This window comes from Streptomyces sp. NPDC039465 (assembly GCF_055639315.1).
On the sequence record NZ_JBVKAP010000003.1, the window covers coordinates 407,542 to 431,221 of the forward strand.

Annotated in this window: 19 protein-coding genes; 13 read left to right on the top strand and 6 right to left on the bottom strand. The window is 72.4% G+C overall.

From position 1 onward, the window contains the following. The first annotated feature begins 9 nt into the window (after window positions 1–9). Together ACZ7LT_RS12335 and ACZ7LT_RS12340 are read left to right on the top strand one after the other, a co-directional pair. Complete coding sequence (locus tag ACZ7LT_RS12335; protein WP_471235955.1) at window positions 10–1,179, top strand: YihY/virulence factor BrkB family protein; 1,170 nt, start codon at window positions 10–12, stop codon at window positions 1,177–1,179. 80 nt (window positions 1,180–1,259) lie between these two features. Beyond that, window positions 1,260–1,997 (top strand): DUF6597 domain-containing transcriptional factor, encoded by a 738-nt coding sequence (locus ACZ7LT_RS12340; protein ID WP_471235956.1) that lies wholly within the window; start codon window positions 1,260–1,262, stop codon window positions 1,995–1,997. Here ACZ7LT_RS12340 and ACZ7LT_RS12345 read toward each other — a convergent pair. The 4 genes from ACZ7LT_RS12345 to ACZ7LT_RS12360 all read right to left on the bottom strand — a co-directional run bounded on the left by ACZ7LT_RS12345 (window position 1,937) and on the right by ACZ7LT_RS12360 (window position 8,778). After that, window positions 1,937–2,332, bottom strand: a complete 396-nt coding sequence (locus ACZ7LT_RS12345; RefSeq protein ID WP_471235957.1) for a VOC family protein — start codon at window positions 2,330–2,332, stop codon at window positions 1,937–1,939. The two genes, ACZ7LT_RS12340 and ACZ7LT_RS12345, sit on opposite strands and share 61 nt — an antisense overlap. A 137-nt stretch (window positions 2,333–2,469) precedes the next feature. Continuing rightward, window positions 2,470–4,767 carry a peptidoglycan recognition protein family protein gene (locus ACZ7LT_RS12350; protein ID WP_471235958.1) on the bottom strand — a complete coding sequence of 766 codons (2,298 nt, stop codon included), beginning with the start codon at window positions 4,765–4,767 and terminating at the stop codon, window positions 2,470–2,472. A gap of 110 nt (window positions 4,768–4,877) precedes the next feature. Beyond that, window positions 4,878–6,719, bottom strand: coding sequence for a glycosyltransferase family 2 protein (locus ACZ7LT_RS12355; RefSeq protein ID WP_471235959.1), 1,842 nt, complete (start codon window positions 6,717–6,719; stop codon window positions 4,878–4,880). 421 nt (window positions 6,720–7,140) lie between these two features. Next, entirely contained in the window at window positions 7,141–8,778 is a 1,638-nt protein-coding gene (locus ACZ7LT_RS12360) for a hypothetical protein (protein WP_471235960.1), read from the bottom strand. A 120-nt stretch (window positions 8,779–8,898) separates the two neighbouring features. On the opposite strand from ACZ7LT_RS12360, the gene ACZ7LT_RS12365 reads away from it, so the two are divergent. The 9 genes from ACZ7LT_RS12365 to ACZ7LT_RS12405 all read left to right on the top strand — a co-directional run bounded on the left by ACZ7LT_RS12365 (window position 8,899) and on the right by ACZ7LT_RS12405 (window position 18,425). Beyond that, complete coding sequence (locus ACZ7LT_RS12365) at window positions 8,899–9,126, top strand: hypothetical protein (RefSeq protein WP_471235961.1); 228 nt, start codon at window positions 8,899–8,901, stop codon at window positions 9,124–9,126. Beyond that, window positions 9,123–9,212 (top strand): K(+)-transporting ATPase subunit F, encoded by a 90-nt coding sequence (gene kdpF, locus ACZ7LT_RS12370; protein ID WP_019890282.1) that lies wholly within the window; start codon window positions 9,123–9,125, stop codon window positions 9,210–9,212. The genes ACZ7LT_RS12365 and kdpF overlap by 4 nt, the downstream gene beginning before the upstream one ends. Before the next feature lie 32 nt (window positions 9,213–9,244). Continuing rightward, window positions 9,245–10,909 (top strand): potassium-transporting ATPase subunit KdpA, encoded by a 1,665-nt coding sequence (gene kdpA, locus ACZ7LT_RS12375; protein WP_471235962.1) that lies wholly within the window; start codon window positions 9,245–9,247, stop codon window positions 10,907–10,909. Further along, window positions 10,906–13,011: a potassium-transporting ATPase subunit KdpB gene (gene kdpB / locus ACZ7LT_RS12380; RefSeq protein WP_471235963.1), complete on the top strand. Its 2,106-nt coding sequence runs from the start codon at window positions 10,906–10,908 to the stop codon at window positions 13,009–13,011. Before kdpA ends, kdpB begins: the two co-directional genes overlap by 4 nt. A gap of 23 nt (window positions 13,012–13,034) precedes the next feature. Continuing rightward, window positions 13,035–13,718: a potassium-transporting ATPase subunit C gene (locus ACZ7LT_RS12385; protein ID WP_471235964.1), complete on the top strand. Its 684-nt coding sequence runs from the start codon at window positions 13,035–13,037 to the stop codon at window positions 13,716–13,718. Window positions 13,719–13,831: 113 nt separating this feature from the next. Then, on the top strand, window positions 13,832–15,082 hold the full coding sequence (locus ACZ7LT_RS12390) for a TerD family protein (protein ID WP_471235965.1): 1,251 nt from the start codon (window positions 13,832–13,834) through the stop codon (window positions 15,080–15,082). A 283-nt stretch (window positions 15,083–15,365) separates the two neighbouring features. Beyond that, window positions 15,366–16,490: a ribosome small subunit-dependent GTPase A gene (rsgA, locus tag ACZ7LT_RS12395; protein WP_471235966.1), complete on the top strand. Its 1,125-nt coding sequence runs from the start codon at window positions 15,366–15,368 to the stop codon at window positions 16,488–16,490. An 83-nt stretch (window positions 16,491–16,573) separates the two neighbouring features. After that, on the top strand, window positions 16,574–17,947 hold the full coding sequence (locus ACZ7LT_RS12400) for a DNA-3-methyladenine glycosylase 2 family protein (protein WP_471236338.1): 1,374 nt from the start codon (window positions 16,574–16,576) through the stop codon (window positions 17,945–17,947). A 34-nt stretch (window positions 17,948–17,981) separates the two neighbouring features. Further along, complete coding sequence (locus ACZ7LT_RS12405; protein WP_471235967.1) at window positions 17,982–18,425, top strand: GNAT family N-acetyltransferase; 444 nt, start codon at window positions 17,982–17,984, stop codon at window positions 18,423–18,425. A gap of 34 nt (window positions 18,426–18,459) precedes the next feature. On the opposite strand, the gene ACZ7LT_RS12410 is transcribed toward ACZ7LT_RS12405, so the two are convergent. Together ACZ7LT_RS12410 and ACZ7LT_RS12415 are read right to left on the bottom strand one after the other, a co-directional pair. Further along, complete coding sequence (locus ACZ7LT_RS12410; RefSeq protein WP_471235968.1) at window positions 18,460–18,969, bottom strand: DUF456 domain-containing protein; 510 nt, start codon at window positions 18,967–18,969, stop codon at window positions 18,460–18,462. A 58-nt stretch (window positions 18,970–19,027) separates the two neighbouring features. Continuing rightward, on the bottom strand, window positions 19,028–20,029 hold the full coding sequence (locus ACZ7LT_RS12415) for a helix-turn-helix domain-containing protein (protein WP_471235969.1): 1,002 nt from the start codon (window positions 20,027–20,029) through the stop codon (window positions 19,028–19,030). 537 nt (window positions 20,030–20,566) lie between these two features. On the opposite strand from ACZ7LT_RS12415, the gene ACZ7LT_RS12420 reads away from it, so the two are divergent. Together ACZ7LT_RS12420 and ACZ7LT_RS12425 are read left to right on the top strand one after the other, a co-directional pair. Then, on the top strand, window positions 20,567–21,892 hold the full coding sequence (locus ACZ7LT_RS12420) for a protein phosphatase 2C domain-containing protein (protein WP_471235970.1): 1,326 nt from the start codon (window positions 20,567–20,569) through the stop codon (window positions 21,890–21,892). Between the two features lie 27 nt (window positions 21,893–21,919). Further along, window positions 21,920–23,662: a pyruvate dehydrogenase gene (locus ACZ7LT_RS12425; protein ID WP_471235971.1), complete on the top strand. Its 1,743-nt coding sequence runs from the start codon at window positions 21,920–21,922 to the stop codon at window positions 23,660–23,662. The last annotated feature ends 18 nt before the right edge of the window (window positions 23,663–23,680 follow it).

The following is a 23,680-nucleotide window of genomic DNA, read 5'->3' on the forward strand; positions in this document are numbered from 1 at the left end:
GGTAAGGAGGTGCAGGCAGCAAATGAAACACCCGAGCGGTCACCGGGCAGGCTCCACCGGGCCCGAGTCCTCTACCGCAACGTCTCGAAGCGGAAGATGGTCTGGCTGCTGCTGAAGGACACGGTCAACTCGTGCATCGAGTACCGCATCCTCGGTCTCGCCGCCGAGGCGGCGTTCTTCACCATCCTGTCGCTGCCGCCCCTGATGCTGAGTCTGCTCGGACTCCTCGGCTACGTCGACAACTGGACCAACACCACCACCGTCGCCTCCATCCAGGAGAACATCCTGGGCGCCGCCGGGACGGTCCTGTCCGACCGGGGCGTCAACGACATCGCCAAGCCGCTGCTCGAGGACGTCACCGCCGGCGGCCGGCCCGACATCATCTCCATCGGTTTCGCCATCGCCCTGTGGTCCGGCTCGCGGGCCGTGAACGTCTTCATCGACACGATCACCGTCATGTACGGCCTCGACGGGCACCGCGGCATCGTCGCCACCCGGCTGCTCGCCTTCCTGCTCTACATCGTGGCCCTGCTCATCGGCGCCGTGGTGCTGCCGCTCGCCGTGGTCGGCCCGGACCGGGTGGTGGAGCTGATCCCCTGGGGCACGGAAGTGGTCGCCGTCCTGTACTGGCCGGTGGTCATCCTGCTCTCCATCGCGTTCCTCACCACCCTGTACCACGTGTCCGTGCCGGTCCGCTCGCCCTGGATCGAGGACATCCCCGGGTCCCTGGTGGCCCTCGCGATGTGGGTGCTCGGCAGCTTCCTGCTGCGGATCTACCTGACCAGCCAGGTCGAGGGCCCGACGATCTACGGCTCGCTGGCCGCCCCGATCGCCGTGCTCCTGTGGATCGGCATCTCCGCCTTCGCGGTCCTGGTGGGGGCCGCGGTCAACGCCGCCATCGACCGGGTCTGGCCCTCCGTCGCCACCGCGGCCGCCCGCGAGGCCACCGAGCGGGTCCGTACGCAGCAGGCCGCGGAGCTGGTGGCCCGGGCCAAGGCGGCCGTGGAGGAACTGGACGACGACGATCCGGACATGCCCTCGGAGTTCCCCGAGCGCTGGTCGAAGTTCCTGCCGCCGGACGACGTCAAGTCCCGGCTGCACACGGTCCGGGAGAAGGAGAAACAGCCCAAGGACCGGGACAAGGACAGGGACCGGGACAAGGACAGGCACCAGGGCTGAGCCGCCGGGCTGACCCCCGGCCCCCGGCCCCGAGTCAACCCGCTCGCTCCCGCCACCCCCGCCCGGCTAACCTCGAAGCCGTGTACGAGGAACGCCCGTCACTGCTCACGGGCGCGGTCGTCTGGACCCGTACGCCCCTGCGGGGGCCGAGGCCCTACCCCGTCCTGCCCGACGGATGCATGGACCTGCTGTGGCACGACGGCCGGCTGCTCGTCGCCGGGCCCGACACCCGCGCCCACGTGCCCCAGACCCCCGGCACCGGCGCCGGCTGGACCGGGGTCCGCTTCGCGCCCGGGGACGCGCCCGCGCTGCTCGGAGTGCCCGCCCACGAGCTCCGCGACCGGCGTGTGGAGCTCGCGGAGCTGTGGCCCGCCGCGCGCGTGCGGCGCCTGGCGGGGCGCGTCGCGGCCGCCCCGGACCCCGCCGCCGCCCTGGAGGCACTGGCGCTGAGCGTCGCGGCGGACACCGCCGCGCCCGATCCGCTGCTGCGGGCCGTCGTCGCCCGGCTGAACGCCGGCGCGGGTGTCGCCGCCACGGCCGACGCCGTCGGCCTCGGCGCCCGCCAGCTGCACCGGCGGGCCCTGGACGCGTTCGGCTACGGCCCCAAGACCCTCGCCCGCGTCCTGCGCCTGCAGCGGGCGCTCACGCTCGTCCGGGCCGGTGTGCCGTACGCGGCGGCGGCGACCGGCGCGGGCTGCGCCGACCAGGCGCATCTGGCCCGGGAGATGCGGACCCTGGCCGGCACGACCCTGAGCGCCTACGAGGCGTTGGCGAAGAGCGAGACGCCCAAGCCGTCCGGGTCGAGCACCACCGCGTAACGCTGCCCCCACACCGCGTCCCAGGGCTTCAGATGCCCCCGATACCCGGCCTCGGTCAGCGACGCGTACACCGCGTCCACCTCGGCCGGGCTCGCGCACACGAACGCCAGCCCGATGCGCTCACCGCCCGTGGGCCGGGTCCAGGCCGGGTCGAACGACCGGATCACCTCCTCGGTGTCCCAGGCGATCCGCAGCCCGCCCGGCAGCGGCGCCTCGACATGCGGGGCGGAGTCGGCGTCGGCGGGGATGTCCAGGCCGAGGCGCCGGTAGAAGGCGAGGGAGGCGGCCATGTCCGAGACGACCAGGCCGATCACATCGCATCGTGGAGTAGTCATGCCTTGACCGTAGGAACGCGGCCCCGCCCCGGTCTTGTACGAATCGGACCTGCCCCCGCCCCGGGCCGGGCCCGGAAAACGCGGCACGGCCGCGCGGAGCACCCGCGCGGCCGTGCCGTTCCCGCCGTCGCCGACGGCTACTTGAGGTAGAAGAGCCCGTCCGTCGTGACCGTCGGACGGCCCGCCGTGCCGACCACCACGATCTTGACCGTGTGCTGGGCGGAGGCCGGCCAGCTCTTGGTCCAGATCGCGTCGCGGTACTTCGCCGTGGACGACTTCAGGTCGACGGTGGCCACCTTCACACCGTCCACGTACACGTACACCTGGCCCGACGTGGCCGCCCGGGAGACCACGAGCGCCGCCGAGTGACCGGTGAACGTCCAGGCCAGGGAGGAGTTCTTGGTGGCGCTGCTGTAGGAGCGGCCGCCGAAGTAGGCGCTGGCGGTCTTGGTGGCCCATGTGCCCGTACGTACCGCCGAGGTCTCCTGGAGCACCACCGGCGTGGTGGTGACCGAGGCGGCGCCGCGGTTCCCGGCCCGGTCGTACGCCGACAGCGACCAGGTCGTCGCCTTGCCGGACGTGCCGTTCTGCGGGGCGGAGAGAACCGTCGGGCCGTAGGTGGCGGCGAGCGGGGCGGTCAGCCGTACGTCGCGCAGGCCGACCGCGTCGGTCGCCTTCCACGCCAGCGTGAGCGGGACCGCCGAGGCGTTCACCAGACCCGTACGGAGCGAGAGCGTCGGCTTCGTCGTGAACACCGGCGCCGTGACGTCACCGACGACGGTCACGGCCGCGCTGGTCGCGGCCTTGCCCGTCTGGTGCACGGCGCGGACCTGGACACTGTGGCTGCCGGTCGGGACGCTCACCTGCGCGGAGGTCGCCGAACCGGCCGCGGTGGCCACCGGAACACCGTCGACCAGCACTTCGTGGCGGGTGACGAAGGCGGCCGGGGTGGTCGAGGACCAGTTGACGGTGATCGGGCCGCGCGTGTGGTACGTGCCGCTGGAGGCCGTCGCGCCGGTGACCGAGGAGACGGTCAGCCCGGTCACGGGACCGGCCGCCCAGGAGCGGATCGAGGACAGCTTGCCGTAGAACGCCCCGCCCGGGCACTGGGTGTTGTAGCCGTCGCGGTGGCCGTGGATCACCGGGAACGCGAGCTGCGCGCCCTTCGCCCAGGACTTGCGGAAGTAGTTGGTGCCCGCGTCACCGGCGGTCAGCGTCGCGGTGCCGGTCGGGTTCACGCCGTACTGGCCGAGCTTCCAGGCGGCGATCCGGGCGACCGACACCATCGCGGCCTGCGACGGCGCGGCGTCGGTGTAGGTGCCGAGCACGGAGATGCCGGTCGTCTCGGCGTTGAAACCGTAGGCGTGCGCGCCCTGGACGGGCCGGTCGACACCGCCCTTGCGGCCCTCGTAGACGGTGCCGCACTTGTCGACGAGGAAGTTGTAGCCGATGTCCTTCCACGTCAACTGCTTGACGTGGTAGGCGTAGATGCCGCGGACGACGGCCGGGGCCTCGGCGCAGGTGTAGGAGTTGGACTCGGCGGTGTGGTGCACCACCACGGCCTTGATCTTCCCGCCGGGGAGATAGCCCGGAGCCTCCGGGCTGATCGTTTCATCTGCCCCCCAGCCGGACCGGGGAGTGATGGCGGGACGCGGCGCCGTGGACGACGGGCCGCCGGTCGCCGACGGCGTGGGCGTCGGGGAGGCCGGGGCCGGGGACGACGCCGGGGGAGTGGTGGCCGTCGCCGTGGGGGACGGGCTCTGGACCGGGCCGGTGGCGGTGGCCGAAGGCTCCGTGGTGGTCGGGGAGTCCGACGGTACGGGCTCGGGCGGCGCGGTCGTCGCGCTCGGTGAAGGCTCGGCCGGGGACGTGGACGTGGTGGTGTCGGGGCCCTCCGTCTCGGCCGCGAACGCGGCCGGCGCCATGGCGAGCCCTCGGGCGTCGCCCGGCCCCTTGCCGGGGTCGATCATGTCGAGGCGTATGCCTTCGGGCAGGACCGAGGAGGTCTTGCCGTCGGCGACGACCCGTATCTCCACCCCGTCGGACGGCCCCACCCAGGCGGGCTCGGTGCCGCCGCGCCGGGCCGACGCCTCGCCCTGGCCGCTGTCGCCGTCGAGCCGCAGCCACTTCGACCACGCGCCCGTCTTCACGGCCCGGGTCCGGGCCTCGATCGTGCCGGTCACCCGAGCCTTCGGATCGGCCCAGGTCACCCCGAGCATGCTGAACGGCTCGGTGTCCCGCCGGCCGAGCGACGCGGAGCGCCCGCCGTCGCCGGTGCTCAGCGCGACCGTCCTGGTGTCGACCTGGACGGGCCCGTGCCCACCCCGGTCGTCGGACCCCGCGTCCGGCAGGCCGGTGACCCCTTCGAAGACCAGTACGCCGGCCAGACCGGCGGCCACGGCCATGGCCGTGCCCCACACACGACGCCGCTGCATGCGGCCCCACCCCTCGCTGATGAGAACCCGGGGCGCAGCGGCGGCACGGCGGGCTCATCAGCCCCGCGCGCACCGGCTTCCCCGGCGGACACGGGGAATGTACAGCAGGCTCAGCGGTCCCAGTGCCCGGTGGACTCCTGCGGCCAGACAGGCGTGGACTGCGGGAACACAGGGGCCTGTACGCCCGGCTGCTGCGGGAAGGCCGGGGCCTGAACACCCCCCGGACCGGAGGGGAACACCGGTGCCTGGCCGCCCGATTCGGACGGGAAGACCGGCGCCTGGACGCCCATCTGCTCGGGCACCCGCACCTCGACACGGGCCGCCGGCAGGGGAGTCGGCGGAGCCGAGAAAATGCGGCGTTCCTGTACTTCCAGACTGATGTTGTTCCATTTGTCCGTGAAATACACCACGGCGGTGCGCTCCAGGTCCGTACCCTCGATCGACCCGAACACCACCGGCCGGCGGGCCGTGCGGTCGACGGTCTTGCCGAGGGCCCGCCCGAAGCGGACCGTGCGCTCGACGCCCTCCGCCCGCAGCCGCAGGAAGCAGTCCCATGTGCCATGGGTCAGCGGCCCGCCGCGCTCGGCGGTGTTGAGGTCGAGGTCGAGGTCGAATCCGGCCATGGAGTGGTCCGCCGCGTCCGAACCCGCCTTGGCGGCGAGGGCGGGGGTGGCCCGTACCGTCACCGGCACGCTCACCTCGGTCTGCGTCTGGCGGCGGCGCAGTACGAACTCAGTGGTCATGCCGGTGGTCGGCAGGACGTCGATGTACGCGTAGCCGGACATCCGCAGCTTCCCCTCGTGCCACTCCAGCTTCTGGAGCCGCTGAGGCGTACGCACCGAGTCGGTGACGTCGTACAGCTCGTCCGGCAGTCCCGCGCGGGGATCGCGGAAGAGCGGGTGCGCGCGGTAGAGCCGCCCGTTGTCGTTGACGATCGGGGCGGGCCCGCTCGGGGTGTGGTGGGCCAGCGCGTCGAGGGCGAGGTCGTTGCCGTGCAGGAACGCGTACAGCTGGATCCAGGCGAGCTGGGACAGCTCCTTGGCCATGTCGTCGGTGAAGTACGTGGCGCACAGGGCGCGGCTGCGGTCGAGCACCTCCCAGGCGTACGCGGGGTCGGCGGCCCGGGCCCGGACGGCCGGGAGGATCGCCTTGCCGAGGAGGTTGCGGATGTGCCGGCCGAGCATCCGGCGGCGGCCCACCGGGTCGGTGACCCGGTCGGAGACCAGCTGCATGACCCGCTCGATGTGCTGCACGGTCTCGGCGGCGGTCCGGCTGCGCGCGGTGATGTTGCCGCCGTCCTCGCGGCGGCGCAGGAAGTAGCCGTCGTAGTCCCCGACGACGGAGATGGTCCGGGCCGCGAGATAGGCCTCGGTGACGAAGAGCTGGTCCTCGCCGAACCAGAGGTCCTCGGGGTAGCGGATGCGGTGGGTCTCCAGCATCTCCCGGCGCATCAACTTGGCGCTGTGCAGCGAGCGGTAGACCTCGGAGCGGTAGAGGTCGGCCCGCTCGGCGTGCTTGTGCGCCTTGTCCGCGACGGCCCGGCCGAGGCCGACGAGCTTGGGCAGGACGACGTCGCTGTCCTGCGCGTCGGCCATGGCGACCAGTCGCTGGAGCGTCTCGCGGCCCAGGTAGTCGTCGGCGTCCACGACGAAGGTGAACCGGCCGCGGGCCAGGTCGAGGGCGCGGTTACGGGGCCGGCTCGGGCCGCCCGTGTTGGGCTGGTGGACCACCTGGAACTGGGGGTACGCGCGGGCGTACCGGTCGAGTTCGGCTCCGCTGCCGTCGGTGGAGCCGTCGTCGACGGCTATCACCTCGATGCGGTCGAGGCCTATGGACTGGCCGACGACCGAATCCAGGCATTCCGTCAGATAAGGCATGGCGTTGTAGACCGCGATGATCACCGACACATCGGGGGCCGATGCCGGGGCGGTGCTGAAGAACGGGGTGTTCATCGCGGATCCTTCTGGTTCTTGAGCAGTGAGGCTTGACTGAGGATTGTATGACCGGCCCGACCGGGGGCCTCGCGCCAGAAGGCGCTGAAGGACCGGTGCCGGGCACGCCGGGGCGCATTCAGGCGTGTCGGGGGCTGATTCAGGGGGTGCGTGGCGGTGTGCGCCTCGGCGCTGTCCTGCAGCTCCCAGACGGTGACCAGCGCGAGACCGAGCAGCAGCGCGTACAGCAGGGGCGATCATCATCGACATGTACTCGGCCGCCTCCTCGCCGTCCCCTTCCTCCTCCTCGGCCGGGTGGAAGCGGCGCCAGACCACGACGCCGACGGCGGCGATCATCGCGGCGAGCAACGCCAGGGTGACCATCTCGACGACGTGGTTCATGGCGCTCCCTCGGACGGGCGGCGGGGCGACGGTCGTACGGTCACAGCCGACGGCTGGCCAGCACGGCGACGAGCGCCGCCGGAATCAGCAGCAGGAGCAGCGACGTGGTGACGGACAGCCCCTCCTCGCGCCGGGGCGCGCCGCCGGCCGCCCGGACGGGACCGTTCTGGTTGGCCTGATCCGTCTGCTCGGTCTGCTCGGTCTGTTCTGCTTGATCCGTCTGGTCCGTTTGCTCGGTCTGCTCCGTCCGGTCCGTCTCCCCGGTCCGGTCCGCCGGGTCCGCCGGGTCGGCAGGGTCGGGTGCGGGGGTCGTGGCGGCGAGCGGGCCGAGCGCGGGCGCGGCGATCCCGGCGGCCACCGCGAAACTGGGTGCCGCGGGGGCGCCCGGAGCTGCCGCCGCGGCGGCGTCCGAAGCGGCAGCGGCGTCCGAAGCGGCGGCGGCTGCCGCGGCGTCAGCGGCTTGGGCTTCCCCGCCGACCGCGAGGGCAGCGAGCGGGGGGACGACGGCGCCCGGGGCGGCCGGTCCGGTGAGGGGCGCGGGTGCGGGTGCCGGCGCCGGGGCGGGGGCGCCGGGTGCAGCGGGCGCTGCGGGTGCGGGCGCTGCGGGTGCGGGTGGTGCGCCAGGTGCGGCAGGCGCTGCGGGGGCGGCTGCCGAGGCCGCTCCCGCGGCCGCACCGGGCGCCCCGGCCGCCGGGGCCGCCGCGCCCGGTGTGGCCGCGGCCGTGGGAGCCGCCGGCGGGGCGGGAGCGGCCGGCGTGGCCGCGGCCGTCGGAGTCCTCGTCGCCGCCGAGGGGCTCGGCGCCACCGCCCGCCGGGACGGCGTGGCCGCCGCCGGGCTGGTGGGCCGCGCGGCGCGCGCCGCGCCCCGTACGGTGAAGTGGTCCGTCGCCCGCGCCATAAGCACCGGCGGGGCCTTGGCGTAGCCCTTCGTGTCGAGCGTGGACAGCCGGTCACCACCCCGGACCACGGCCGCGCTCCGGTACGCGCCCGGTCGCAGCCCGGTCAGCCGGGCCTCGCACACCACGGTCCGCCCGGGGGGTACGAGCAGCACCGGCGTGCGGTGCCCCGCGCAAGTGATCCGGGGCGGCCGCAGGTCCAGTTCGGTGAGCCGGGCTCCGTACACCGGGCGGTTGCCGGAGTTCCCGACGGTGTAGCGCACCACCGCCCGCGACCCCTGGACGGAGGTCACCGACACCCACAGCCGCAGGTTCCCGCCGACGCCCTGGTACCCGGCGGTGGCCGAGGCCCGTGGCCGCATGCCGAGGGTGGGGATCTCGCCCTGGGCGTGCGCGGTCGTGGTGTGCCGGCCGGCCGTGGCGGTGAACCGCGCCGTACAGACGAGCCCGGTCAGTCCGCGCAGGAAGAACGACCGCCCGCCCGGACAGCGCACGACGCCGCCGGGCACGGCCGGGTCGGTCAGCGTGACCCGGTGCAGATCGGCGCCCGAGCGGTTGACGATCCGGTACTTCTTGACAACCGGGTGACCCACCCGCACTCCCCGGCGTTCCGCCTCCTGGCCAGGGCGGTTGTTGACGGTCACGGTCAGCCCGAGCACCCGGGAACCGACACCGTCGGCGGCGGCCGTGCGGGCGGTCAGCCCTCCGGCCGGGGCGGCCAGGAGCAGCGCTCCGGCCAGCAGCAGGAGCGTGCGGGTACGAGTGACGGGCCTGACCCTCATGGCGGGTTCTTCCTCCCGGGTCCTCGGGCGCGGCGGACTGCCGCCAGCGTCGGCCGAAGGATCCGGCGCTCCCGGCGGTGACACCGGTGATTGCGCTGGTCGTGCTGCGAATCCACTGCGATGGCGGACGCGCGGCGCCCCCGTAGAGGAACCGTCAAGAGGGCGCGCCGGGCCATATGGGAGGCGTTAACGGCGGCCGGAACCTGGCTGAAAGGCGATTTCCTCATCTGGTCCGAGAATCCGTTCTTCACCCAGGAGCTCACGATGGCCGACATGGCCTTCGTCGTCACCACGATCGCGGTCTTCGCGCTGGTGGCCTTCATCGCCAAGGGGGTGGCGAAGCTGTGACCGCCGAGAACATCGTCGGCCTGATCGTGGCCGCCGCCCTGCTGGGCTATCTCGTCCTCGCCCTGCTCAAGCCGGAGAGGTTCTGACGGTGACATCAGTCGCTGCCGCTCCGGGGGACATGAGCCCCATCCTTGCCGCGGTGCTTCAGTTCCTCGCCCTGACCGCGGCGCTCGCACTGGCGTACCGCCCCCTCGGGGACCACATGGCCCGGGTGTACTCCTCCGGCACGCACCTGCGCGTCGAGAAGTGGATCTACAAGACCATCGGCGCCGACCCGGACACGCGGATGCGCTGGCCCGCCTACCTGCGTGGCGTGCTCGCCTTCTCCGCCGTGGGCGTCCTCTTCCTCTACCTGCTCCAGCGGGTCCAGGGCTCGCTGCCCGGCTCGCTCGGCTTCGCCTCGATCGACCCGGACCAGGCGTTCAACACCGCCGCGTCCTTCGTGGCCAACACGAACTGGCAGTCGTACGCCGGCGAACAGGCCATGGGCCATGTCGTCCAGACCGGCGGCCTCGCGGTGCAGAACTTCGTCTCCGCCGCCGTCGGCATCGCGGTCGCGGTGGCGCTGGTCCGCGGCTTCGCCCGGTCCCGTACCGGTGAGCTCGGCAACTTCTGGGCCGACCTGGTCCGGGGCGTCGTCCGCATCCTGCTGCCGATCTCGGTGATCAGCGCGCTCGTGCTGGTGGCCTGCGGCGCGATCCAGAACTTCGCCGGCATCCACGAGGTCGGCCAGTTCACGGGCGGCTCGCAACAGTGGAACGGCGGCGCGGTCGCCTCCCAGGAGGTCATCAAGGAGCTGGGCACCAACGGTGGCGGCTACTTCAACGCCAACTCCGCCCACCCCTTCGAGAACCCCAACGGGCTCTCCAACCTCTTCGAGATCTTCCTGATCCTCGTCATCCCGTTCGCCCTGACCCGGACCTTCGGCCGGATGGTCGGCTCCCTCAAGCAGGGCTACGCGATCGTGGCCACGATGGCGGCCATCTGGATCGGCTTCACCGCCCTGATGATGTGGACCGAGTTCCACCACGGCGGCCCGGCGTTCGACCTCGCCGGCGGCGCGATGGAGGGCAAGGAGACCCGCTTCGGCGTCGGCGGCTCGTCGATCTTCGCCGTGGCGACCACCCTCACCTCGACCGGTGCGGTCAACGCCTTCCACTCCTCTTTCACCGGCTTCGGCGGCGGCATCACCCTGCTGGGCATGCAGCTCGGCGAGATCGCTCCCGGAGGTGTCGGCTCCGGCCTCTACGGCATGCTGATCATGGCGGTCCTCGCGGTGTTCATCGCCGGCCTGATGGTCGGCCGGACGCCCGAGTACCTCGGCAAGAAGATCGGTACGCGCGAGATCACCTTCGCGGCCTGCTACATCCTCGTCACCCCGGCGCTGGTGCTCGGCTTCACCGCCGCGGCCATGGCGCTGGACACCCCGGCGAACTCGATGACGAACAGTGGCGCGCACGGCTTCTCCGAGATCCTCTACGCGTACACCTCCGGCGCCAACAACAACGGCTCCGCATTCGCCGGCCTCAATGCCGACACCCAGTGGTTCAACTCGACCATCGGCATCGCGATGCTGCTCGGCCGGTTCGTCCCCATGGTGTTCGTCCTGGCGCTCGCCGGCTCACTCGCCGAGCAGACGCCCGTCCCCGAGACCACGGGCACCCTGCGGACCGAGAAGCCGCTGTTCACCGGCCTCCTCGTCGGCACGATCATGATCATCACCGGTCTGACCTACTTCCCTGCCCTCGCCCTGGGGCCGCTCGCTGAAGGGCTCGCCTCATGAGCACCATCACCCCCACCCGTGCCCCGCACGAAGACCTCCCGACCGCGCACCAGCCCCCGGCCGGACGGGTCGGCGGAGGGCTCTTCGACCCCAAGCAGCTGGTCAGGTCCTTCCCGGACGCGCTGCGCAAGCTCGACCCGCGGGTGATGGTCAAGTCCCCGGTCATGTTCGTGGTCCTGGTCGGGTCGGTGGTCACCACCGTGCTGGCTTGTCAGGACCCGGGGGACTGGTTCGGCTGGGCGATCACCGCCTGGCTCTGGCTCACCACGATTTTCGCCAACCTGGCGGAGGCGGTGGCCGAGGGCCGCGGCAAGGCCCAGGCCGACACGCTGCGCAAGGCCAAGACCGACACCGTCGCACGGCGGCTGGTGGACGGCGTTGAGGAGCGGGTGCCCGGCACCGAGCTGCGGATCGGTGACCTGGTGGTCTGCGAGGCCGGCGACATCATCCCCGGCGACGGAGACGTCGTCGAAGGGGTGGCCTCTGTCGACGAGTCGGCCATCACGGGGGAGTCGGCCCCCGTCATCCGTGAGTCCGGCGGCGACCGTTCGGCCGTCACCGGCGGTACGAAGGTCCTCTCCGACCGGATCGTCGTCAAGATCACGACGAAGCCGGGGGAGACCTTCATCGACCGGATGATCAACCTGGTCGAGGGCGCCGCCCGGCAGAAGACGCCCAACGAGATCGCGCTCAACATCCTGCTCGCCTCGCTGACGATCGTCTTCCTGCTCGCGGTCGTCACTCTGAAGCCGTTCGCCATCTATGCGGGCGCCGACGAGCAGACGTCGCTGATCGTCCTCGCCGCGCTGCTGGTCTGCCTGATCCCGACCACGATCGGCGCGCTGCTCTCCGCGATCGGCATCGCGGGCATGGACCGGCTCGTCCAGCGCAACGTCCTCGCCATGTCGGGGCGGGCGGTCGAGGCGGCCGGTGACGTGTCGACCCTGCTGCTGGACAAGACCGGCACCATCACCCTCGGCAACCGCCAGGCCGCCGAGTTCGTGCCGGTACACGGCACCACGGAGGCCGAGGTCGCCGACGCGGCCCAGCTCTCCTCGCTCGCCGACGAGACCCCCGAGGGCCGCTCGATCGTCGTCCTCGCGAAGGAGAAGTACGGGCTGCGCGAGCGCCACCAGGGCGAGCTGGCCCACGCCGAGTGGATCGCCTTCACCGCCCAGACCCGTATGTCCGGCGTGGACGTGGAGGGGCGCAAGGTCCGTAAGGGCGCGGCCGGTTCGGTCGTGGCATGGGTGAAGGAGCGCGGCGGCCAGATCGCCGAGGACGCCGACCAGATCGCGAACCGTATCTCCGAGGCGGGCGGTACGCCGCTCCTCGTCGCGGTCGAGGACGGCAAGGGCGCCCGGATCCTCGGTGTCATCCACCTCAAGGACGTCGTCAAGGAGGGCATGCGCGAACGCTTCGAGGAGCTGCGCCGGATGGGCATCAAGACGGTCATGATCACGGGCGACAACCCGCTCACCGCGAAGGCCATCGCCGAGGAGGCGGGCGTCGACGACTTCCTCGCCGAGGCCACGCCCGAGGACAAGATGGCCCTGATCAAGCGGGAGCAGGCGGGCGGCAAGCTGGTCGCGATGACCGGCGACGGCACCAACGACGCCCCGGCGCTGGCCCAGGCCGACGTGGGTGTCGCGATGAACACCGGCACCTCCGCCGCCAAGGAGGCCGGGAACATGGTCGACCTCGACTCCAACCCGACCAAGCTCATCGAGATCGTCGAGATCGGCAAGCAACTCCTCATCACCCGAGGCGCCCTGACCACGTTCTCGATCGCCAACGACGTGGCCAAGTACTTCGCCATCATCCCGGCGATGTTCGCGGTGGCCTACCCGGGCCTGGACAAGCTCAACATCATGGGCCTGTCCTCGCCCGAGTCCGCGATCCTCTCCGCGGTCATCTTCAACGCACTGATCATCGTGGCCCTGGTGCCGCTCGCGCTGAAGGGCGTGCGCTACCGGCCGACCAGCGCCGACAAGATGCTCCGGCGCAACCTCGGCCTCTACGGACTCGGCGGTCTGATCGCCCCGTTCATCGGAATCAAGATCATCGACCTGCTCATCTCCCTCATCCCCGGGCTGCGTTAATCCAGAAAGCGTGCTGATCCACGATGAACAACTTCGTAGGAAACGCGGGGCGTCTGCTCTGGGCGGGGCTGCGCGCCCTGCTCGTCCTGACCGTGATCACCGGCGTGCTCTACCCGCTGGCCGTCACCGGCGCCGCCCAGGCCCTGTTCCCCGGCAAGGCGAACGGCTCCGAGATCAAGGACGCGAGCGGGAAGGTCGTCGGCTCCGAACTCATCGGACAGCGCTACGACGTGCCGCCGAAGGAAGGCGAGGAGACCGCGGCGCCGGACCTGAGGTGGTTCCAGCCGCGCCCCTCCAACGGCCTGGGCGGCAACAGCGTCAACACCCGGTACAAGCTGATCCTCTCCGGTGCCACCAACCGCTCCGGTGACAACGCGGAGCTGATCGCCTGGGTGAAGGAGGCCAAGGCGGCCGTCGTCAAGGACAACTCCACCGCCGGACACCCCGTACGGCCCGAGGACGTGCCGGCCGACGCCGTCACCTCCTCCGGCTCCGGCCTCGACCCGCACATCTCGCCCGAGTACGCCGAGCTCCAGGTCCACCGCGTCGCCGAGAAGAACAAGCTCGACGTCGCCACGGTCGAGAAGCTCGTCGCGGACCACACCGACGGCCGGATCGCCGGCTTCATCGGCGAGCCCTGCGTCAATGTGCTCCAGCTCAACATCGCCCTCCGGGACCTGGTCGGGAAGGAACTGGCCACGAGCTGACGCGGTCTGCCGGTGCCGCGCGACGGCCGGGCCTTGTCCCGTGGGCTTGGACGGACGGAAGATTCCCCCGTGATGAATGGTGGAGGGGAAACGAACGGACGGGTGGGTGCTCCATGGGGGGAATGATCAAGGGGGCCAACGCTTTCGTGCCGACGGTGCCGCTGCGGCTCGCGGTACGGGGCGGACTGGAAGCCATGGCGTTGCTGCTGACGGAGCGGGGCGCCGTCCGGGGGGACGAGGACGTCGTCTTCCACGGCGCGCCGGTCCATCCGACGCACGCCGTACGGCTCACCGGCGGTGCGAACGGCACGGCCTGGGTGGAGGCTGACCTCACCCGGATCGAGGCGGAGATCGTGCGCGTTCTCGTCGTCGGCTCGACGCACGGCGGCGCGATACGGGACGTGGACGGGCCCTCAGTGGAGGCGTTCGCACCGGACGGTACGTCGGTCGCGCGCTACGACGTGACCGACGGCGGCAGCGAGACGGCGATGGTGCTGGCGGAGCTCTACCGGCGGGCGGGCGGCTGGAAGTTCCGCGCGGTGGGCCAGGGCTATTTGAACGGCCTGACCGGCCTGGCGGTGGACCACGGCGTGAACGTGGCGGACGCCGCCCCGGCCCCGGCTCCCGCCCCGGTCCCGCACTTCGCACCGCCGGCCGCGATCCCGGCCCCGGTCCCGGTCCCGCCCCCGGTCCCGCACTTCGCACCGCCGGCCGCGATCCCGGCCCCGGTCCCGGTCCCGCCGCTGGTCCCGTTCGCCCCACCGACGCCGTCCGTGCCGGCCCCGTGGTCCTACGGCGCCGTCTTCGAGCCGTACACCCGGACCGGCCGGGACAACGACGTGATCACCGTGGACGGCCTCCCGCCGGGGCCGGTCGTCGTCGAACTCGCCGTCGAAGGCGACGGATACACGGGCCTGTGGCTCCTGGACCGGCGCAACAAGGAGAAGGACAACCTCGTCAACAGCACCGAGCCGGACTTCCGCGGCCGGATGCTCGCCGAGGTCCCCGGTAAGGGACCCCTGCGCCTGCGGCTGCAGGCGGAAGGGCCGTGGCAGGTACGGGTACTGCCGCTGGCGGCGGCCCGGCGGCTGACGGAGCAACCGCTGGAGTGCGGCGGCCCCGACGTCCTGCTGCACACGGCGGGCACGGCCGACCTCACCATCCACTACCTCGGCGACGACAACCTCATCGTCCACCTCTACGACCTGGCGGGGCACGAGGACCCCACGGCCCTGCCCTCGTACGAGAACGTCGTCAACGAGATCGGCAAGCGACGGGAGACCCTTCCGCTGCCCGAGGGCCCGCTCATCGTGCACCTGGAAATGGCCGACGGCCCCTGGCGGGCCCAGCTGAAACACCTGTAGCCCGCCGGCGGCCAGGGGGAGCACGGGGCTTGAGGAGAAAATGCTTCGCGCGGGCCGCCGGGGCGGGGCTATGGTGTGCTCGTTCTCGCGGACACGCCATGGGGCTGTCCACGCGTATTCGGTCTCGGTGATCCAGGAGGTGTGAGTGATGGCTGTCGTGTCGACGGGCGCTGCCCTCATTCAGAAGTTCATCAACTCCACCTCCGTGGTCCCCGGCTGACGTTCCCTCTCATCTGCGCGCCCATGTGCGCGCGCCGGGGCCACCCTTGTGAAGGGTCACCCCTTGTCTCTCTCTTCTCGCCAGGCTTCTCCTCAGGCTTCTCTTCAGGAGCCGACTTCGCACGCTCTCGTCCCGTACGGCTGGGACGAGGGCTGGGCGGCCGAGTTCGCTCCCCACTCCGAGCGGGGCCTCGTCCCCGGCCGGGTCGTACGGGTCGACCGCGGGCAGTGCGACATCGTCACCCCGGAGGGGCTCGTCCGCGCCGACACCGCCTTCGTCACCCCGCACGATCCGCTGCGGGTCATCTGCACCGGTGACTGGGCGGCGGTCGACACCGACGGCAACCCCCGTTACGTACGGGAGTATCTGCCGCGCCGTACCGCCTTCGTACGGTCCACGTCGTCCCAGCGGTCCGAGGGGCAGATCCTCGCCGCCAACGTCGACCACGCGATCATCGCGGTGTCGCTCGCAGTCGAGCTCGACCTCGGCCGGATCGAGCGGTTCCTCGCGCTGGCCTGGGAGTCGGGCGCGCAGCCGCTCGTCGTCCTCACCAAGGCCGACCTCGTGCCGGACCCGATCGGGCTGTCGTATCTCGTCCAGGACGTCGAGGCCGCCGCGCCCGGCGTGCAGGTCCTCGCCGTCAGCTCCGCCACCGGGGAGGGCGTGGAAGTGCTCGCCGCGGTCGTCGGCGACGGCACCAGCGTGCTCCTCGGCGCCTCCGGCGCGGGCAAGTCCACCCTCGCCAACGCGCTCCTCGGCGAGGACGTCATGGCCGTCCAGGCCACCCGCGACGTCGACGGCAAGGGCCGGCATACCACCACCACCCGTAACCTGCTCCTCCTGCCCGGCGGCGGCGTGCTCATCGACACGCCCGGTCTGCGCGGCGTAGGCCTCTTCGACGCCGGCAGCGGGGTCGAGCAGGTCTTCTCGGAGATCGAGGAGCTGGCCGAGGACTGCCGTTTCCACGACTGCGCGCACGAGACCGAGCCCGGCTGCGCGGTGCTCGCCGCGCTGGCGGACGGCACGCTGCCCGAGCGGCGCCTCGACAGCTACCGCAAGCTGCTGCGGGAGAATCGGCGGATCGTCGCCAAGACCGACGCCCGGCTGCGTACGGAGATGCTCAAGGACTGGAAGCGCAAGATCGCCGACGGGCGCCGCGCGGCCAAGGTCAAGGGCCGGGAGCGGTAGCCCGGGCCCCCGGCGGGACGCGGAGCGTCACGTCCGAAAACCGCCAGAGAGGGCGCCGGGGGTGACGCACACTGGATCTCGTGATGGACGAAGAGACCAGGTACGAGGCGGTCAGCAGCCGGGACGCGCGGTTCGACGGCGAATTCTTCTTCGCCGTCCGCACCACCGGCATCTACTGCCGACCCAGCTGCCCCGCCGTCACCCCCAAGCGCAAGAACGTCACGTTCTTCCCGTCCGCGGCCGCCGCCCAGGGCCACGGCTTCCGCGCCTGCCGCCGGTGCAGGCCGGACGCCGTGCCCGGCTCCGCGGAATGGAACGTCCGCGCCGACGTCGTCGGCCGCGCCATGCGCCTGATCGGCGACGGAGTCGTGGACCGCGAAGGCGTCCCCGGCCTCGCCGGACGCCTCGGCTACAGCGCCCGCCAGGTCCAGCGCCAGCTCACCGGCGAGCTCGGCGCCGGACCCGTCGCACTCGCCCGGGCCCAGCGCGCCCACACCGCACGGCTGCTGCTCCAGACCACCGGCCTGCCGATCACCGAGATCGCGTTCGCGTCCGGCTTCGCCAGTGTCCGGCAGTTCAACGACACCATCCGCGGCATCTACGCCCGTACCCCGAGCGCCCTGCGCGCCGAATCCGGCACCGGCGCGGGACCCCGTACCGCCCAGAGCGCCGGCGTCCCGCTGCGGCTGGCCCACCGCGGTCCGTACGCCGCCCGGGAGGTCTTCGACCTGCTCGCCGCCGAGGCCCTGCCCCACATCGAGGAGGTCACCGGCGCCCCCGGCGCCCGTACCTACCGGCGCACCCTTCGCCTGCCGTACGGGTCCGGGATCGCCGCCGTCGACGAGAAGTCGCCGGGTCGCTGGCTCCAGGCCCGGATCCACCTCACCGATCTGCGCGACCTCACCACCGCCGTGCAGCGGCTGCGCCGGCTGTTCGACCTGGACGCCGACCCGTACGCGGTGGCCGAACGCCTCGGCCCCGACCCCCTCCTCGGCCCGCTCGTCGCCGCCCGCCCGGGCCTGCGCTCGCCCGGCGCCGCCGAGCCCGAGGAGTTCGCCGTGCGTGCGGTCGCCGGACAGCAGGAGTCCGCGCGGCTGGCCGAGGCGTACGGCACCCCGCTGGAGCGCCCCTGCGGCGGGCTCACCCGCCTCTTCCCCGAACCCGCCGCGCTCACCGGCCACCCGGTCGTGGGCCCACTCGCGGCCGCCCTCGCCGACCGGACCGTACGGCTTGATCCGGGGGCCGAGCGCGACGAGGCGGAGCGCGCCCTGCTCGCCGTCCCCCACGTCACGGCCGAGACCGCGGCGCTGGTGCGGATGCGGGCGCTCGGCGACCCGGACGTGGCGGTGGACCCGCGCGCCGACCAGGAGGAGTGGCGGCCCTGGCGCTCCTACGCCCAGCGGTATCTGGACCCGTCTCCGGCCTCGCCGGACCCGAGCGCCGAGTCGTACGGCTGAGCGAGTCGCGTTCGGCGTGCCCTACCGTGGACCAATGATCACCATCGACAGGCTCGCACCGTCCGACCGGGACACCTGGGAGCAGCTCTTCCGCGGCTACATCGAGTTCTACGGGCGCACCGAACCCGACGCGATGTACGAGCGCTCCTGGGCCGCGTTCCAGGGGGACACCCGGCTGCACGCGCTCGGCGCCCGGCTCGACGGCCGGCTCGTCGGCCTCACCCACTTCTTCATCCACCCCAGCACCTCCGGCCCGGACCTCTGCTACCTCCAGGACCTCTTCACCGCCCCCGAGGCCCGCGGCAAGGGCGTGGCCCGCGCGCTGATCGAAGCCGTCCGGGTGTGGGCCGAGGAGCAGGGCTGCTGCCGGCTGTACTGGATGACGCACGAGACCAACACCACCGCCCGGCGGCTGTACGACCAGGTCGCCGACAACCGCGGCTTCATCCGCTACCAGATCGAGCTGCCCACGCCCTAGACCTGGCCCACGGCCCGCCTGGATCCTGCCGCCGTCACTGGCCGGGGGCCGGGGTGGGCGGGCCGCCCCAGATCGCCGCGCCCGTCCACGCCCCCACGATCAGCAGGCAGGCCATCAGCTCCACCAGCACGCTCGTCCCCACGGCCCGCATCACCGTGCGGGTCGAGGCCACCGCCTGGCCGTGGCCGCCGAGCCGGATCCGCTCGCAGGTGTAGATGCCGCCGAGGTAGCCGAGGACACCGCCGACCACCGGCAGCAGAAAGAAACCGAACAGCGCGCCCAAACCGGCGAACGCCGCCATCCGGCGGGTGACCCCGACCCCCCGGATCCGGCGCGGCGGCAGGTGCCACACGACCGCCTGGGTGACCAGCAGCAACGCCGTCGAACCGACAAGCAGACCCCAGGCGAGGGCGGTCTGCATGTGCAGCGCCCACCAGAGCATCGCGGCCCACACGAACCACGGCCCCGGCACGACGGGAACGAGCACCCCGACCAGGCCGAGCAGCATCACCACACCGATCAGAAGGAGCTGCCACACACCCATCTGTCAAGCGTGCCGGACCGGCCACCGGCACGCTTCCCGGCCGCCTGCGCCAGCCCCGTCAGGACCGGGTGCTCCGCGGGTCCCGGGCCACCCACCCCTTCTCGTACGCGTGCCAGCCCAGCTGGAGCCGGGTCGTCACCCCGGTCAGCTCCATCAGCCCCTTCACCCGCCGCTGCACGGTCCGCAGCCCCAGCTCCAGCTGCTTCGCGACACTCGCGTCGGTCATCCCCACCAGCAGCAGGGACAGGATCTCCAGGTCGGTGGCGTCCGGCCCCGGCAGCCGGTCCTCCATGACCTGCCCGCCCGACCCGAGCCGCAGCGGCAGCGCGTCCTTCCACACCGCCTCGAACAGGCCCATCAACGACTCCAGCAGCCCGCTCGCGTGCACGACGAGCGCCGCCGGTTCCGCGCCGCGACCGGTCAACGGCACCATCGCCAGCGTCCGGTCGGCCACCACCAGCTTCGTCGGCACCTTCTCCACCACACGCACCTGCTCGTCGCGGCCGAGCGCCGCCGACAGCTCGACAAGCCCGGTGGGCAGCGTCAGCACCTCGCGTTCGAGCACGACCCGGTAGACCACGCCCCGCTCGGAGGCCCGCTCCTCCGCCTCGTTGTCCATGCCGGTGACCGCGACCGGGCGGCCGGTGACCAGCGCGCACACCTCCTCGGCCGCGCCGAGCTGGAGCTGGAGGAAGCGGTGGGCCACGGCGCTCGCGCCGGTCACCACCTCCACCAGATCGTGCACGGCCGGCTCGGCGGCCTCGGCGCGGTACTCCTCCGCCAGCAGCACCGCCGCCAGCTCCGCCTGCTCCAGCTCATGGCGCTGCTGGGTCAGCAGCGCGCCCAGCGCCACCGCGGGCGGCGCCGCCACCCACCGTCCCGTACGAGCCGAGGACTGCGCCGCGAGCCCCTGCGCCTCCAGCCGGCGCAGCGCCCGTTCGGTCTCGCTTTCCGGCAGCGCCAGCCGGTGGGCCAGATCGGCGACCTCCGCCGCGCCCAGCGCGACCAGCGCGCGATAGGCCGACTCCTGCCGTTCGTCGAGACCGATCGCTCCCAGCATCGCTGCCCCACCCCTTGCCCGACCCGGCGCTCCGCCCGCCGGACCCGCTCGTTCCGCTGTCGCTGTGGCGGGAATCGGCCACGGCGCATTCCCGCCTCGCCCATCATCCCTGCACCACCCATCCCTCTGCCAATGTGGTGCCACCGCAGCACCAACGGGCCCGGAGATATGCGGACTGGCGGCCGCCGCTGCCACCACTGCCGGGAAACTCGCCTCCCGGCCGACGAGAAGCTCTACTCTCAAGGCATCCCGGTGCTCTGCCCCCGGCACGACCTGCCGGAGGGCGGCCTCGCGTACTCCTACCACTCCGGCGCGACCTGGACCCAGGCCGAAAAAGCCCGCCACCCTCAGGGCCGAACTGACGGACGCCCGGGGCGACTCCGTCACCCAGACCGTGGTCCGCGCCGACGACGTGCGCTGATCACGCCGGTCCGCCGGGCGTCCTTCCCGTGGGGGGTGGGGTCGCCCGGCGGACTCCTTTTCCGCTTTTTCTGAATGCGCCGTTTTCGTACGCCCCCCGCGGTGGACAATAAGGGCATGACTCAGCAGGGGGATAGGCGGACCGCCGGCCCGGACGACTGGTGGGACAAGCTCTACGACGAGGCCGCGCCGGACACGGCCGCAGGCGCCGGGACACCCGACGACGGACGCCCCGCGGCAGGGCGCGACGATGACGCACCGTCACCCGAACGGCCCACGGCCGCTCCACCGCCGCCCCCACCCACGGCCCCGCCGGTCCCACTCGCCCCGCCGCGGCAGCGGGCCCCCTGGGAGCCACCGTCCGCAGCCGCGCCCGCCGAAGGACCGCGGACCTTCCCGCCGGCCCCCGGCACCCCGCCGCCGCCCACCACCGCCCCCGCGGCCGACCCCCGTAGCGGCTACGTCGGCGACGGACCACCCACCTACGACCCCGAGCCCACCGCCCTGCCCGCCGCGGAACCCGACGAGCTGGCCGAACTGGTCGCCGACACCGTCCTCGACGGCGCCCGGTACGGCACATACACCCTGCGCGCCGTCTCCGTGCGCGGCGACTCCGCGCGCTACCGCGGCGAAACCCGCCGCGACGCGCTCATCACCGCCCGCTTCGGCGAAGGCCGCGGCGCCCTCGTCCTCGTCGCCGTCGCCACGGGCGCCCGCGCCGCCGGGGCCGCCCATCTGGCCGCCGCCGACGCCTGCCGCTGGATCGGCGAGGCTGTCGGCCGCAGCCACGCCCGGCTCGCCGAGGACATCCGGGCCGGCCGCCGCGGCGACCTCAAGTCCGGGCTGCACCGGCTCACCGACCGCACGTACGGCAGACTCCGCGCCCGCGCCACCGAGCTCGGCGTCGACCCGCAGGAGTACACCGCCGGCCTGCGCTGCCTGCTGCTCTCCGCGGACCCCGACTGCCGCACCCGGGTCTTCTTCGGCGTCGGCCCGGGCGGGCTCTTCCGGCTGCGCGGCGGTGCCTGGCAGGACCTCGAGCCGCCGCTGCCCGAGCCCGGGGCCGTCACCGGCGAGCCGGTCGTCGGCTTCGGCTCGCCGCCCCAGGACCCCCGCGCCGGCGAACCGGGCCCAGAGGGAGACCGGCTGACCATGGCCCTCGGCGTCACCCAGGCCGCGCCGCCCTCCGTCGAGGGACCACTGCCCCCACCGGCCGAACCGTTCCGCTTCCGGGCCTCGGTCGCCCGGCCGGGGGACACACTGCTCCTCGCCGGCCAGGGCTTCGCCGAACCGGTCCGGAGCGAGCGCGCGCTCGCCGACGAACTCGCCGCACGCTGGGGCGCGGCCGCGCCGCCCGGTCTCGCGGCCTTCCTCGCCGACACCCAGATCCGGGTGAAGGGGTACGCCGACGACCGTACGGCCGTGGCGGTCTGGGAGGCGTAATGTCACCGGTCATGTGTTGATGGACCCATGGCCCGACAGAATGTTGCAGAACAATTCGTCGACATCCTGGTCCGCGCGGGCGTGCGGAGGCTGTACGGAGTCGTCGGCGACAGCCTGAACCCCGTCGTCGACGCCATCCGGCGCACGTCCGGCATCGACTGGATCCAGGTCCGCCACGAGGAGGCCGCCGCCTTCGCCGCCGGCGCCGAGGCGCAGATCACCGGCAGGCTGGCGGCCTGCGCCGGATCCTGCGGACCGGGCAACCTCCACCTCATCAACGGCCTGTACGACGCCCACCGCTCGATGGCCCCCGTCCTGGCCCTCGCCTCACACATCCCCTCCGGCGAGATCGGACTCAGCTACTTCCAGGAGACCCACCCCGACCATCTGTTCCGCGAGTGCAGCCACTACTGCGAGATGATCTCCAACTCGCAGCAGATGCCACGGCTGCTGCAGACCGCCGTGCAGCACGCGGTCGGCCGCGGCGGTGTCAGCGTGGTGACCCTGCCCGGTGACATCGCCTCCCAGGCCGCCCCCGAGAAGAGCATCGAACACGCCCTGGTGACCTCGCGCCCCAGCGTCCGCCCCGGCGACGCCGAGATCGACGCACTGGTCCGGCTCATCGACGAGGCGGACAAGGTGACATTGTTCTGCGGCAGCGGCACGGCCGGCGCCCACGCCGAGGTCATGCAGTTCGCCGAGCGCCTCAAGTCGCCGGTCGGCCACGCCCTGCGCGGCAAGGAGTTCATCCAGTACGACAACCCGTACGACGTCGGCATGAGCGGACTGCTCGGCTACGGCGCCGCCTACGAAGCCACCCACGAGTGCGATCTGCTCATCCTGCTCGGCACCGACTTCCCGTACAACGCCTTCCTCCCCGACGACGTCAAGATCGCCCAGGTCGACGTACGTCCCGAACACCTCGGCCGGCGTTCCACCCTCGACCTGGCCGTCTGGGGCGATGTCCGCGAGACGCTGCGCTGTGTGATCCCCCGGGTGCGGGCCAAGGCCGACCGGCGGTTCCTCGACAAGATGCTGAAGAAGCACGCCGACGCGCTCGAAGGCGTCGTCAAGGCCTACACCCGCAAGGTCGAGAAGCACCGTCCGATCCACCCCGAGTACGTCGCCTCCGTCCTCGACGAACTCGCCGACGACGACGCCGTGTTCACCGTCGACACCGGTATGTGCAATGTGTGGGCCGCCCGCTACCTCACCCCCAACGGGCGTCGCCGGATCATCGGATCGTTCAGCCACGGCTCCATGGCCAACGCCCTGCCGCAGGCCATCGGCGCCCAGTTCACCGACCGCGACCGGCAGGTCGTCTCGCTCTCCGGCGACGGCGGATTCGCCATGCTGATGGGCGACTTCCTCACCCTCGTGCAGTACGACCTCCCGGTGAAGATCGTGCTGTTCAACAACTCCTCGCTGGGGATGGTGGAGCTGGAGATGCTGGTCGCCGGCATGCCCTCGTACGGAACGACCAACCACAACCCCGACTTCGCCGCCCTCGCCCGCGCGGCCGGCGCCTACGGCGTGCGGGTCGAGAAGCCCAAGCAGCTCGCCGGAGCCCTCAAGGACGCCTTCAAGCACAAGGGCCCCGCGCTCGTCGACGTGGTCACCGACCCGAACGCCCTGTCCATCCCACCCAAGATCAAGGCCGAGATGGTGACCGGCTTCGCGCTCTCCGCCAGCAAGATCGTCCTGGACGGCGGAGTGGGCCGGATGCTCCAGATGGCCCGCTCCAACCTGCGCAACGTACCCCGCCTCTGAGCGCCCCCACGGTCAGGG

Bases quoted from the DNA above. Each gene is read 5' to 3' on its own strand.
- ACZ7LT_RS12345 (WP_471235957.1), bottom strand. From the start codon at position 2,332: ATGACTACTCCACGATGCGATGTGATCGGCCTGGTCGTCTCGGACATG.
- ACZ7LT_RS12350 (WP_471235958.1), bottom strand. From the start codon at position 4,767: ATGCAGCGGCGTCGTGTGTGGGGCACGGCCATGGCCGTGGCCGCCGGT.
- ACZ7LT_RS12355 (WP_471235959.1), bottom strand. From the start codon at position 6,719: ATGAACACCCCGTTCTTCAGCACCGCCCCGGCATCGGCCCCCGATGTG.
- ACZ7LT_RS12360 (WP_471235960.1), bottom strand. From the start codon at position 8,778: ATGAGGGTCAGGCCCGTCACTCGTACCCGCACGCTCCTGCTGCTGGCC.
- ACZ7LT_RS12365 (WP_471235961.1), top strand. From the start codon at position 8,899: ATGGCGGACGCGCGGCGCCCCCGTAGAGGAACCGTCAAGAGGGCGCGC.
- kdpA (WP_471235962.1), top strand. From the start codon at position 9,245: ATGAGCCCCATCCTTGCCGCGGTGCTTCAGTTCCTCGCCCTGACCGCG.
- kdpB (WP_471235963.1), top strand. From the start codon at position 10,906: ATGAGCACCATCACCCCCACCCGTGCCCCGCACGAAGACCTCCCGACC.
- ACZ7LT_RS12385 (WP_471235964.1), top strand. From the start codon at position 13,035: ATGAACAACTTCGTAGGAAACGCGGGGCGTCTGCTCTGGGCGGGGCTG.
- ACZ7LT_RS12390 (WP_471235965.1), top strand. From the start codon at position 13,832: ATGGGGGGAATGATCAAGGGGGCCAACGCTTTCGTGCCGACGGTGCCG.
- ACZ7LT_RS12400 (WP_471236338.1), top strand. From the start codon at position 16,574: ATGGACGAAGAGACCAGGTACGAGGCGGTCAGCAGCCGGGACGCGCGG.
- ACZ7LT_RS12405 (WP_471235967.1), top strand. From the start codon at position 17,982: ATGATCACCATCGACAGGCTCGCACCGTCCGACCGGGACACCTGGGAG.
- ACZ7LT_RS12410 (WP_471235968.1), bottom strand. From the start codon at position 18,969: ATGGGTGTGTGGCAGCTCCTTCTGATCGGTGTGGTGATGCTGCTCGGC.
- ACZ7LT_RS12415 (WP_471235969.1), bottom strand. From the start codon at position 20,029: ATGCTGGGAGCGATCGGTCTCGACGAACGGCAGGAGTCGGCCTATCGC.
- ACZ7LT_RS12420 (WP_471235970.1), top strand. From the start codon at position 20,567: ATGACTCAGCAGGGGGATAGGCGGACCGCCGGCCCGGACGACTGGTGG.
- ACZ7LT_RS12425 (WP_471235971.1), top strand. From the start codon at position 21,920: ATGGCCCGACAGAATGTTGCAGAACAATTCGTCGACATCCTGGTCCGC.